The following is an 11,915-nucleotide window of genomic DNA, read 5'->3' as shown; positions in this document are numbered from 1 at the left end:
ATTGTCCGCATCTTGGGCTGAACCGTTATTCCGCTGCCCGCGCCAGTCCCTGGTCGCGGTTGCCGAGCCGCATCGCTGTCCTTGCCCAGAATCGGGACAGGAAGGCCGGATCGCGCATGGCCTCCATCTGCCGCCATGCCGGGAACGAAGCCGCGAACGTCTCCGCCGACATGCGCGCGTCCTTGTATGGGTTGACCGCGCCGCCGGCCGCGACCGTGATGGCGTCGAGTTCACCAAGCAGCGCCAGCGTGCGCGCGCCGCGGTTGGGAAAGTCGAGCGTCAGCGTATAGCCGGGGCGCGGAAACGACAGCAGGCCGGGCGAGGCGATCGCCCCGAACCGTTTCAGGACAGTCAGGAAGGAACCCTGCCCCGCCATGCGTGCAGCCTCGAGCATGGCCGGGATGGTTTCGGCAGCTGCCTCGAACGGGATCACGCTCTGGTGCTGGAACAGGCCCTTCGGGCCATAGAGCCTGTTCCAGTTCGTTACGCCGTCGAGCGGAAAGAAGAAGCCCTGATAACCGGTCCTATGCGCGCTGAGATCGCGACCGCGACGCCATCGGTAGGCGGCATTGAACGCGGTGAGGAATGGCCGGTTGAGCACGTTGAGCGGCGGCTGAAACGGCACGGACAGCCGCCTTCCGGCCGTGTCGGCCTGCCTCGCGCCTTGCTTCGCGTGATTGCCGCTGATCAGCAGGCCGCGCCCGGCGCGGCGGCCGGCGGCGAGCTGGTCGATCCAGGCGACGGCGTATTCATTCTCCCTGTCCGCCGTTTCCGCCTGCTCGAAATACTGGGCAAGGCTGTCGAACGGCACCGTCTTCTCGATGATGTCGAGGGATGGCACTCGCATCAGCCGCAGCGAGGCGGACAGGATGATGCCGGTCAGCCCCATGCCGCCGATGGTCGCGGAATAGAGTCCCGTGTTGGTCGCAGGAGTGCAGAGATGCGTCTCGCCGTCCGACGTGAGGAGTTCGATCCGCTCGACATGGCAGCCGAAGGTGCCGCGGCGATGATGGTTCTTGCCGTGCACGTTGTTCGCGATCGCGCCGCCGAGCGTCACGAACTGCGTGCCGGGAACGACCGGTGGGAAGAAGCCATGCGGGGCGGCGTGGGCGATGATGTCCGAAAGCAGCACGCCGGCCTCGGCCGTGATGACGCCGGTCGCTGCATCGAAATCGAGGATGCGGTTCAGCGAGCGCATGTCGACCAGCGTGCCATCCTCGACCTGGCAGGTGTCGCCATAGGAACGGCCGTTGCCGTAAGGCAGGATGATGTCCGTACTGTCTTTCTCGCTCCGCAGCGCGGCGATCGCTTCCGCGGCGGTGACGACGCGCGGCGACGGCCGCGTGACCCGTCCGAAGCTCGTGCAGGCTGCGGTCATCGGACGAGACCCGCCGCGACCAGCATGACCGCGCCGAGCAGCACCACGATCTGGCTGCGCCAGTCGCGCACGATGAATACCACCGGATCGTCGTGCAGTTCGTCGCGCCGCGCCAGGATCCAGATGCGCATGGCAAGGTAGAGCACGATCGGCGCCAGTGGCCACACCATCCAGGGATGCGAGTAGAGCTCGCGCACGGCGGCGCTGTCGATGTAGAGCGCCAGCACCAGCGCGGCGGAGAAGGCCGAGGCTATGCCTGCCTGGGCGACGATCTCCTGATCCTCGGCCCGATAGCCGCGGCCGGCGATGCGCTCGCCGGGCACCAGCATCGAGGATCGCAGCTCGACATAGCGTTTCACCAGCGCCAGCGACAGGAAGAAGAAGGTCGAGAAGGCGAGCAGCCAGAACGACACGCCGATATTGGTGGCCGCCGCGCCGGCGAGGATGCGCATCGTGTAGAGGCCGGCCAGCATCAGCACGTCGAGCAGCAGCATGCGCTTGACCGACAGCGAATAGGCGGTGGTGGCGACGAGATAGGCCGCGAGCACGGCAAGAAACAGAACCGGCAGCAGCGCTGCCGTGGCAAAGCTCACCGCCAGCAGCACGACGATGGAGGCCATGCCGAAGCGCATCGACAGGAGCCCGCAGGCGAAGGGCCGGTTGCGCTTGGTCGGATGGCGGCGGTCCAGCGCCAGGTCGAAGCAGTCGTTGAGGATGTAGATGGCCGACGCCGCCGTGCTGAAGGAGATGAAGGCGAGCAGGCAGGACAGCACCATGCCGGGGTTGAAATATTCGTGCGACAGCACGACCGGCACGGCGATCAGGCCGTTCTTCAGCCATTGGTGCACGCGCAGCATCTTCAGGATGGTCTTGAAGGTCGGCTTGGGCGTAGCGATCAGCTCGCAGCCATGCTTGGCCTGCCAGCGCGCCGCGCTGCGGTCCGGCGCCACCACGGCCGCCTGGCGCGCCGCGTCGAAGATTTCAAGGTCGTGCCGGCTGTTGCCATAATAATCGAAGCCGGCATCGCCATAGGCGGCGACAAGGGCGGCGCGCTTGCGGTGCGAGGTCAGGTTTTCCGCCCCGTCGGTCGCCAGCACGGCATCGAAGATGCCGAGATGCGCGGCGATCTGCTCGGCAAACTTGCGCGGCGTGCCGGTGGCCAGGACGAGCTTGCGGCCGGCGGCATGCGCGGCCTGCAGACGCTCCATCACCTCCTTGCGATAGGGCAGCGAGGCCGCATCGATGTCGATGCGCCTGGCTATCTCCAGCTTCAGCGTGGCGGGGCCCCGGGCGAGCCAGAACGGCACCAGGAACAGGTAGAGCGGGTTCTTGCGCAAGAGCAGGAACAGCCCCTCCCACAACAGATCGGTCGCGATCAGCGTCCCATCGAGATCAACCGCCAGGGGAACTGCATTCTTGTCGGACCGGGCGTCCATCGGGTCATTTCCGCAAGAGGGGGAAGCGCCATTCCCGGCGCCTTAGGGAGCGGCTATAGAGAAGCGAGCATTAGGGACGGTTAATTCCGGCCGGGCCGGCAGCCGGCGTCGGCGCACTTCGTCGCTCAGGGTTAAGGCACGGAAACCGGAACCGTTAAAAGGCGAGATATCCCGCCGGCGTGGATCGCAGCCGGCGATTGGCGCGCTTGCCGCCCAGCCGGCGGAACGGTCATCCACGGGTGCCCTGACCGCGCTCAGACAGATATGAGATTCTTGCATTGAGTGAGGGGTTCTCCGTAACTCGGGTTGCGAAGCTCGAATCCCAGGAGAACCCCATGCAGGTTTTTGGCCTGCCCGGCCATGTTATACGCAATGCTGGCCGGGCGTCGCGTCTTCTCGGCGCGCAGACCTCAACTATCGAAGCGACGAGAAGACGCGACGCGGTGGCGCGATGGCGGCGCGCGATGAAGGATGGGCTGAGCGCCGATCAGGCGGCGCATGCGGTGGGCGTGCCGCGCTCGACGCTGTATCGCTGGGAGGCGCAACCGGCGCCGAAGAGCCGGCGGCCGCACCGGATGCGCGCCAACGGCTGGAGCCGGGAACTGCGCGCCGAGGTCGAGCGGCTGAGATGCGATTTTCCGTTCTGGGGCAAGGACAAGCTCGGTCCGCTGTTGCGCAAGGCAGGCCAGGTCGTCTCCAACGCCACGGTCGGCCGCATCCTCAAGAGCCTGGTCGAGCGCGGCCGGGTCACGCCGGTTCCGCAGCTGATCCGTAAGATCGGCCGCAAATGCGCTGCCAAAGCCCGGCCCCACGCCGTCCGCAAGCCGAAGGACGTGGTCTTCGAAAGACCCGGCGACATCGTCCAGATCGACACGCTGACGGTGTCGCTGGCCCCCAATCTCGCCGTCAAGCACTTCGACGCCTATGACGTCCATGCCAAGTGGACCGTCGCCAAGCCCTATCGCAGCGCCACCGCCAAGAACGCCGCCGACTTCCTCGACAAGGTAACCGCCGAGATGCCCTGGCCCGTCAAGGCCATCCAGATCGACGGCGGCTCCGAGTTCATGGCCGAGTTCGAGACTGCCTGCGCCGCCAAAGCCATCCCCCTCTATGTCCTGCCGCCGAGATCGCCAAAACTCAACGGCGCCGTCGAACGATGCAACGGCGCATGGCGATACGAGTTCTACGCAACCGTCGACCTGCCGACCAACATCGACAGCATCGCCGAGCACGTCGATGCCTTCCAGCATCTCTACAACCATCACCGACCCCACGGCGCTCTCGACGGACTAACTCCAAACGAGTATCTCAAAATCTGCCGAGACCGGATCACCCACCCGTCTCATATGTCCTGAGCGCGGACATGCCCTTGCGTTGCCGCGGCGAACGTCTTAAACGTCCGCCACGCCCGGGGGCGATTAGCTCAGTTGGTAGAGCGCTTCGTTTACACCGAAGATGTCGGCGGTTCGAGCCCGTCATCGCCCACCATTCCCGGTGTACTTCAAGAAATACACGGTCATTCTCCCGTGCACCCCGCTGTGCTATGTCTCAAAACTTGCACGGGAGGGTTTTATGCTTGTCAGTCAGTTCGCCTCGGGGGTTTCGCCGGAATTTTCGCTGGTCCGCGTCGGCAATCAGGTGGTCGCCACGCTCTACTACGGCCTGGAAGGCACCTCCACCTGGAACGGAGACATCACCGCCAGTATCGGCACGTATCAGGCGTCGGCCACTCAGAAAAGCGCGCCGCCGCTTGATCTTGAGTTCTACGCGACGTTGGCCACGGGAATAACCACCGACGGCGCCTTCATGCTGCACGACAACAATGCAGGGATCGAGCTGACCAGGGAATTCACGGTTACGCGCTACACCGTCGCGGGGTCGTTCACCGGGACGAACAAGGCCGACTATGTTTTCGGTTCGACTTATGGCGACACGTTCCAATCCCTTGGTGCCGGTGATGTCTTTGAAGGCGGCATGGGCGACGACCTCTACCGGGTCTACAGCGCCGACGTGCGGATCATCGAGGACGCCGGACAAGGGACGAACGACCGCGTCGCAGCGGGCGTGTCCTATACGCTGGCTGCTGGCGTGGAAATCGAGCAACTGACGACCAACGGGGCGGCCGGAACGGCGGCGATAAACCTGACCGGTAATCTGCTGGCGCAGTCGATAACCGGAAACGCCGGCGCGAACATCCTGAGCAGCGGCGGCGGGCAAGCCGACAGGCTGAGCGGGCTCGCGGGCAACGACACCTACAGGGTCTACAACGCCGCCGACGTCGTTGTCGAAGCCGCCGGAAACGGAACGGCCGACCGCGTCATGGCGGCAGTGAGCTACAAACTGGCGGCCGGCGCGGAGATCGAATTGCTCACCACGAACGGCGTTACCGGCACCGCCAAGATCAACCTGACCGGCAACGAATTCGGCCAGACGATCATCGGCAACGCGGCGAACAATCTCCTGGAAGGCGGCGGCGGCGACGACACGCTTTCCGGCGGCGGCGGAAACGATACCCTCAGAGGAGGAACCGGTAACGACACCTACCTCGTCGACAGTTCTGACCAGATCGGCGAAGGCGGGGTCGGCAATGATCGCGTTATCGCCTCATCGAGCTTCGATATCGGTTCGGACAATGGGATCGAGTGGATGATGACCAGCGATGCAAAGGGCACCGGCGCCATCAACCTCTACGGCAGCAACTCTTCCCAGACCATCATCGGCAACGCAGGCGCGAACATGCTGTTCGGCAGAGGAGGTGATGACATCCTGATCGGTGGAGCAGGTGCCGACAGGCTGGAGGGCGATGTTTACCCCGGCGGCTACGGAAACGATACAGCTAGTTATGAGACAGCGTCCGAAGCGGTCACAGTCGATGTCTCCGACATGGCCGCCAACACCGGCGACGCAGCTGGCGACGTCTTTGTATCGATAGAGAAAATTATCGGCACGTCGTTCGACGACACCCTGAAAGGTGCAGGCCACATGGAGGCCATCTACGGAGGCGCCGGTTCCGACACGATCGACGCGGGAAAGGTGGGGGCAAACAACCCGAATTTGGATGGCGGTGCCGGATATGATTATATCTATGGCAGCAGATTTAATGATCGTATTCGTCTGAACGCCGACGGCGGCTATGCCGCCGGCGGCCTGGGCAACGATTTCTACCACGTCACCGGAGCGGCGAACGAGGACATAGTCGAGGTAGCCGGCCAGGGCACCAAGGATGTGGTGGCCACGTCGTCCAGCTATGTACTGTCCGCAGATCTCGACATCGAAGTCATGCAGACGACCAACCGCAACGGCACCACGGCCATAAACCTGACCGGCAACCAACTGCGGCAGAGCCAGATCCTCGGAAATGCCGGATCGAACGTGCTCGACGGAAAGGGCGGTTCGGACGTTCTCGACGGAGCCGCCGGCAAGGACTTTTTCGCCTTCACCACCGCCTTGGCCGCGGACAACGTCGACACGATCCTGAATTTCAGTGCCGTCGATGACACGATTCGTCTGGAGAACGCGATCTTCACGGCGCTGACGGCGACCGGACCATTGGCCGCGTCCGCATTCCGCGCCGATACCACGGGTCTCGCGCAGGATGCCGACGACCGCATCATTTACGAGACCACCACCGGCCGGCTGTTCTACGACGAAGACGGCGTGGGCGGCGCGAGCGCAATCCAGTTCGCCGTTCTTAGCGGCACGCCGACGATCACCAACGCGGACTTCCAGGTAATCTGATCCTCCTTGGCCGGCGCCGATCGCATACGCATGATGCGGGTGGCTACGGCCGCCCGCGCATGCCAGCGCCTCCAGCCTGAGAAGAGTCTTCAGGCAACGGGATGGTCTCAGGCGTTTCGGGAAACCAACGAAGCGGTACGGGCGCCGAAACTGCCCGGACAAATGCGCCCCTTTTCCTTACGGCCAAAACCGACTAGATAGCGCCAAACTTGCGCGTGGCGGCAGGCTGCGCGACTCTGCACTCTTTCTAAGGAATCGCCGTGTCCACGACATTCGACAAGGTCGCTAACATCATCGCCGAGACGAGCGAGATCGACCGCGAGAAGATCACGCCAGAAAGCCACACCATCGACGATCTCGGCATCGACAGCCTCGATTTCCTCGACATCGTCTTTGCCATCGACAAGGAGTTCGGCATCAAGGTGCCGCTCGAGAAGTGGACGCAGGAAGTCAACGACGGCAAGGTTTCCACCGACGAATATTTCGTCATGAAGAACCTTTGCGCCAAGATCGACGGGCTGGTGGCCGCCAAGGCCGCCGCCTGATCGGCGCCCTGCCCCGACCATGAGCGCGCACGACGTCGTCATCACCGGCATCGGCCTGGTTTCGTCGCTCGGCGAGGGAGCGGAGGCCCATTGGACCGCCCTTTCCGCCGGACCGCCCGCGCCTGTCGTCGATTCGGAGCGCTTTGCGCCGTTCTCCTTCCACCCGCTGCCGGAAATCGACTGGAGCAGGCAGATCGCCAAGCGCGGCGACCAGCGCCAGATGGAAACCTGGCAGCGGCTCGGCACCTACACGGCCGGCCTGGCGCTCGACGAGGCGGGCATGAAGGGGGACGAGGCGCTCGTCGGCTCGATGGACATGGTGATCGCGGCCGGCGGCGGCGAGCGCGACGCGGCGGTGGACGCAGCCATCCTCGCCGCTTCGCAGACGCGGGCCGACCGCGAGGTGCTGCTCAACGAGAAGCTGACCACCGAGCTGCGTCCGACCCTCTTCCTGGCGCAGCTCTCCAACCTGCTTGCCGGCAACATCTCCATCGTCCACAAGGTCACCGGCTCCTCGCGCACCTTCATGGGCGAAGAAGGTGCGGCCGTCTCGGCCGTCGACACGGCCTTCGCCCGCATCCGCTCCGGCCAGGCGACGCATGTGCTGGTGGGCGGCGCCTTCCAGTCGGAGCATCCCGACATGCTGCTCGGCTATGAGCTTGGCGGCTACCTGCATCGCGGACCGCATGCGCCCGTATGGCAGCGCCAGGGCATGCCCGGCGGCGGTATCGTCAGCGGCTCCGGCTCGGCCTTCCTCGTGCTGGAGCAGCGCGAGCATGCCGAAAAGCGCGGCCGCAAGGCCTATGCCGAGCTGCTCGCCGTGACGCCGGGCCGGTCGAAACGCGACGCCGGCTACGAGGACGCGCTGGCGTCGATCTATGCGCGGACGGCGAAGGATGCCGAAAACCTGCTCGTCGTCTCGGGTGCCTCGGGGGCCCATGCCGCTACGGCCGCCGAGCAGGCGGTGCTCGCGCGCCGCGGCGCCGTGGTGCGCGGCTACTCCTCGCTGATCGGCCACGTGAAGGAGGCGCAGTTCTTCGTAGCGGTGGCGCTGGCAGCGCTCGCCGTCGGCAAGGGCAAGGCCTTTTCGCCGTTCGACGGCTCGGAAAAGCCATTCTCCGGGCCGCTCACCGGAGCGCTGGCAACGACGGTCGGCTATCACTATTTCGAGGGCATGGCGCTGGTCGCCGCCGCAGAGTAAGCGCCATGACGAAATACACGGATCATCTCGGGCGGCCGGTGGTGGCGGTGACCGGCATCGGCGTCGTCACCTCGCTCGGCGTCGGCAAGCAGGAAAACTGGGCGGCGCTGACGTCTGGCCGCTCCGGCATCCATCCGATCACCCGCTTTCCGGTCGACCTCCTCAACACGCGTATCGCCGGCACGGTCGATTTCCTCGGCTCCAGTAATCAGGGCGCGACCGCGCTGACTTACGAGCTCGCCGAGACGGCCGCCGCTGAGGCGATCGGCCAGTCCGGCCTCGCCGGCGCCTTCGACGGCCCGCTGTTTCTCGCCTCGCCGCCGGTCGAGCTCTCGTGGCATTCGCGCTTCGCCATGTACGGCCAGTCCGACGAGCAGGAAGGCTACGCCCGGCTGCTGGCGACCGCCAGCAAGCAGAATGGCGACGTTTTCGATTCGGTGATGTTCGGCGCCGTTGCCGATCGCCTCGCCGACCGGTTCGGCGCCACCGGCCTGCCGATCACGCTGTCGACCGCCTGCGCGTCGGGCGCCACGGCCATCCAGCTCGGCGTCGAGGCGATCCGCCGCGGTGAGAGCGACCGGGCGCTGTCGATCGGTGCGGACGGTTCGGCCACCGCCGAAGCGCTGATCCGCTTCTCGCTGCTGTCGGCCCTGTCGACGCAGAACGACGTGCCCGAGAAGGCGTCGAAACCGTTCTCGAAGGACCGCGACGGTTTTGTCCTCGCCGAGGGCTCCGCCGCGCTCGTGCTGGAATCGCTGGAGAGCGCGCTGGCGCGCGGCGCGAAAGTGCTCGGCGTGCTGGCCGGCTGCGGCGAGCGCGCCGACGATTTCCACCGCACCCGCTCGAAGCCCGACGGCTCGCCGGCCATCGCCGCGGTGCGGGCGGCACTTGCCGATTCCGGGCTCGGCGAGGATCGGATCGACTACATCAACGCCCACGGCACATCGACGCCCGAGAACGACAAGATGGAGCACATGTCGCTGTCGACCGTTTTCGGCGAGCGCATGCGCAGGCTGCCGATCTCCTCCAACAAGTCGATGATCGGACACACGCTGTCGGCCGCCGGCGCCATCGAGGCGGCGTTCTCGCTGATGACCATGCTGGAAGGCGTCATCCCGCCGACCATCAACTACGACAATCCCGACCCTGCGATCGAGCTCGACGTGGTGCCCAACGCCAAGCGGCAGGCCGACGTCTCGGCGGTGCTCTCCAATTCCTTCGGCTTCGGCGGCCAGAACACCTGCCTTGTCATGGCGCGGGAACCCGTTTAGGCGGAACGCTCACTGTCTGTTTTCCGAGCGGTTGCCGTTGCGTTCCTTCGCACCCCCCTCTGTCCTGCCGGACATCTCCCCCGCAAGGGGGGAGATTGGCAGTGTCGCCATCCGCGCCCCGCGTGCCACGCTGGCGATTGGCGAAGCCCATGCGGCCGATACAATCTCCCCCCTTGCGGGGGAGATGTCCGGCAGGACAGAGGGGGGTGCGAAGGAGCGCAAACTTGCGAACCGGCGGACGCCGGCCCAAAGGACGATCCCCTAATGCGCGCACTGCAGCTCATCGAAGATCGCCGGCTGGAGCAGGTCGACATCCCTGCCCCGCCTCCGCCCGCCATTGGCGAGGTGACGGTGCGCATCAAGGCGGTGGCGCTTAACCACATCGACGTCTGGGGCTGGCGGGGCATGGCGTTTGCCAAGCGCAAGCTGCCGCTGACCATCGGCGCGGAAGCTTCAGGCGAGGTGGAAGAAATCGGCCCAGGGGTCGCCGGCCTCGTCCCCGGCCAACTGGTTTCGATCTACGGCGCGCGCACCTGCGGCCTGTGCAAGGCCTGCCGGACCGGCCGCGACAATCTGTGCGAGCACGTCGGCGGGGTACACGGTTTCCACCTGGATGGTTTTGCACAAGAGAAAATAAACCTGCCGGCGCGCCTGCTGGTCCCTGCCCCGCCGGGCGTCGACGCGGTCGGCGCGGCCGTCGCCCCGGTCACCTTCGGCACGGTCGAGCACATGCTGTTCGACAACGCAAAACTCGAGCCTGGCGAGACCATTCTCGTTCATGCCGGCGGCTCCGGCATCGGTTCGGCGGCGATTCAGCTCGCCAAGCGCATGGGCTGCACGGTGATCACCACGGTCGGGTCGGCCGACAAGATGGCGAAGGCGACGGCACTGGGGGCCGACCACGTCATCAACTATCGCGAGGACCGTTTTGAGGGCGTGGTGCGCAAGCTGACGAAGAAGAAGGGCGTCGACGTGGTGTTCGAGCATGTCGGCGCCGATACCTGGGCGGGTTCCATGCTGTCGCTGAAGCGCGGCGGCCGCATCGTCACCTGCGGCTCGACCTCGGGCGTGTCGACCCAGATGAACCTGATGCAGCTCTTCCAGCAGCAGATAAAAATCTTCGGCTCGTTCGGTTGCCGGATGGAGAACATGGCCGACGCCATGCAGAAGATGGCCGCCGGTATCGTGAAGCCCGTTATCGACACCGAGGTGGACTTCGCCTCGATCGGCGAAGCGCTGAAGCGCATGGAAGGCCGGGACGTTTTCGGCAAGATCATCCTGCGCGTGGGATGAACCGGCGCGACCGCCTCTACCGTTGGTCGCGCTTATCGCGGCAGGCTGGCCACTGGCTGACCGCGCAGGTGGCGCTCGCCATCATGCGCGTGCTCAGGCTGTTTCCCGCCGACAAGGCGATCAACTTTGCCGACCGCGCCGCGCGCCGGCTCGGGCCGCTGGTCGGCCGCCACCAGGTGGCCCTCGACAATCTACGTAAGGCTTACTCGGACAAGAGCGAGGCGGAGATCCGCGAGATCGCCGTCGACATGTGGGGCAACATGGCGCGGCTCGCCGCCGAATATGTCTTTCTGGACAGCCTGTTCGACTTCGACGTTCATGCGACGTCGCAAGGTCGTGTCGAAGTGGAAGGCATCCCGTTCTTCGAGAAGATCGCCGTCGAGGACAAGCCCCACATCCTGTTCACCGGCCATCTCGGCAATTTCGAGCTCTTGCCGATCGCCGGCGCCGCCTACGGCATGAAGGTCACGTCGCTGTTCCGGCCGCCGAACAACCCCTACATCGCCGATTTCATCCACTCGACCCGCCGCTCGACCATGGGCGGCCTGATCGCCTCGCGCGCCGGCGTCTCCTTCACGCTGGCGCGCATCCTCGACGAGAACGGCACGATCGGCGTGCTGGTCGACCAGAAATTCGTCAACGGCCTGCCCACCACCTTCTTCGGCCGGCCCTGCGAGACCAGCCCGCTGCTGCCCAAGCTGGCGCGGCAGTATGACTGCGACGTCTATCCGGCGCGCTGCGTCCGGCTTCCCGGCAACCGTTTCCGCCTCGTGATCGAGCCGAAGCTCGAACTGCCGCGCACCGAACGTGGCCGCGTCGACATCCACGCCACCGCGCAACTGCTGAACGACGTGGTCGAGCGCTGGGTGCGCGAGGACCCCGGCCAGTGGATGTGGTTCCACAAGCGCTGGAAGCTCACCAAGGCCAGTCGCCGGCGGGCCCGCGGCGCGGCATCGGCCTGAGCGAATCGCGGCACGACGGAACAACCGCGCAAAGCGTCCGTTCTTCTTGCGAAGCGCCCGCCAAGAGAAGGCCGGCGCGGAAACGGATAGA

The 11,915-nt window shown here is 65.5% G+C and carries 9 protein-coding genes and 1 tRNA gene; 8 read left to right on the top strand and 2 right to left on the bottom strand.

Annotated elements, in window-relative coordinates:
* Positions 1–25: 25 nt before the first annotated feature.
* Together C7I84_RS12130 and C7I84_RS12125 are read right to left on the bottom strand one after the other, a co-directional pair.
* Positions 26–1,378, bottom strand: coding sequence for an FAD-binding oxidoreductase (locus tag C7I84_RS12130; protein WP_106772455.1), 1,353 nt, complete (start codon positions 1,376–1,378; stop codon positions 26–28).
* Positions 1,375–2,814: a UbiA family prenyltransferase gene (locus C7I84_RS12125; protein ID WP_106772454.1), complete on the bottom strand. Its 1,440-nt coding sequence runs from the start codon at positions 2,812–2,814 to the stop codon at positions 1,375–1,377. Before C7I84_RS12125 ends, C7I84_RS12130 begins: the two co-directional genes overlap by 4 nt.
* A 335-nt stretch (positions 2,815–3,149) precedes the next feature.
* On the opposite strand from C7I84_RS12125, the gene C7I84_RS12120 reads away from it, so the two are divergent.
* The 8 genes from C7I84_RS12120 (at position 3,150) to C7I84_RS12080 (ending at position 11,824) form a co-directional block, all read left to right on the top strand.
* Positions 3,150–4,169, top strand: a complete 1,020-nt coding sequence (locus tag C7I84_RS12120) for an integrase core domain-containing protein (protein WP_106772453.1) — start codon at positions 3,150–3,152, stop codon at positions 4,167–4,169.
* A gap of 57 nt (positions 4,170–4,226) precedes the next feature.
* Positions 4,227–4,302, top strand: a tRNA-Val gene (locus C7I84_RS12115).
* A gap of 84 nt (positions 4,303–4,386) precedes the next feature.
* A complete protein-coding gene (locus tag C7I84_RS12110) occupies positions 4,387–6,552 on the top strand; it encodes a beta strand repeat-containing protein (RefSeq protein ID WP_106772452.1) in 2,166 nt (721 codons plus the stop codon).
* A 254-nt stretch (positions 6,553–6,806) separates the two neighbouring features.
* Complete coding sequence (locus tag C7I84_RS12105; protein ID WP_207770998.1) at positions 6,807–7,097, top strand: acyl carrier protein; 291 nt, start codon at positions 6,807–6,809, stop codon at positions 7,095–7,097.
* A gap of 19 nt (positions 7,098–7,116) precedes the next feature.
* Positions 7,117–8,298: a beta-ketoacyl-ACP synthase gene (locus tag C7I84_RS12100; protein ID WP_106772450.1), complete on the top strand. Its 1,182-nt coding sequence runs from the start codon at positions 7,117–7,119 to the stop codon at positions 8,296–8,298.
* Positions 8,299–8,303: 5 nt separating this feature from the next.
* Positions 8,304–9,569, top strand: coding sequence for a beta-ketoacyl-ACP synthase (locus C7I84_RS12095; protein ID WP_106772449.1), 1,266 nt, complete (start codon positions 8,304–8,306; stop codon positions 9,567–9,569).
* Between the two features lie 264 nt (positions 9,570–9,833).
* A complete protein-coding gene (locus C7I84_RS12085) occupies positions 9,834–10,862 on the top strand; it encodes a zinc-binding dehydrogenase (protein ID WP_106772447.1) in 1,029 nt (342 codons plus the stop codon).
* Positions 10,859–11,824, top strand: a complete 966-nt coding sequence (locus C7I84_RS12080; RefSeq protein WP_106772446.1) for a lipid A biosynthesis lauroyl acyltransferase — start codon at positions 10,859–10,861, stop codon at positions 11,822–11,824. The genes C7I84_RS12085 and C7I84_RS12080 overlap by 4 nt, the downstream gene beginning before the upstream one ends.
* The last annotated feature ends 91 nt before the right edge of the window (positions 11,825–11,915 follow it).

Source organism: Kumtagia ephedrae (assembly GCF_003012745.1).
Lineage (GTDB): Bacteria > Pseudomonadota > Alphaproteobacteria > Rhizobiales > Rhizobiaceae > Kumtagia > Kumtagia ephedrae.
This window is presented reverse-complemented; position numbering and strand designations above follow the sequence as displayed.

Excerpts from the sequence above, each read along its gene's own strand:
- C7I84_RS12095 (WP_106772449.1), top strand. The coding sequence starts at position 8,304 with ATGACGAAATACACGGATCATCTCGGGCGGCCGGTGGTGGCGGTGACC.
- C7I84_RS12080 (WP_106772446.1), top strand. The coding sequence starts at position 10,859 with ATGAACCGGCGCGACCGCCTCTACCGTTGGTCGCGCTTATCGCGGCAG.
- C7I84_RS12085 (WP_106772447.1), top strand. The coding sequence starts at position 9,834 with ATGCGCGCACTGCAGCTCATCGAAGATCGCCGGCTGGAGCAGGTCGAC.
- C7I84_RS12100 (WP_106772450.1), top strand. The coding sequence starts at position 7,117 with ATGAGCGCGCACGACGTCGTCATCACCGGCATCGGCCTGGTTTCGTCG.
- C7I84_RS12130 (WP_106772455.1), bottom strand. The coding sequence starts at position 1,378 with ATGACCGCAGCCTGCACGAGCTTCGGACGGGTCACGCGGCCGTCGCCG.
- C7I84_RS12120 (WP_106772453.1), top strand. The coding sequence starts at position 3,150 with ATGCAGGTTTTTGGCCTGCCCGGCCATGTTATACGCAATGCTGGCCGG.
- C7I84_RS12125 (WP_106772454.1), bottom strand. The coding sequence starts at position 2,814 with ATGGACGCCCGGTCCGACAAGAATGCAGTTCCCCTGGCGGTTGATCTC.
- C7I84_RS12110 (WP_106772452.1), top strand. The coding sequence starts at position 4,387 with ATGCTTGTCAGTCAGTTCGCCTCGGGGGTTTCGCCGGAATTTTCGCTG.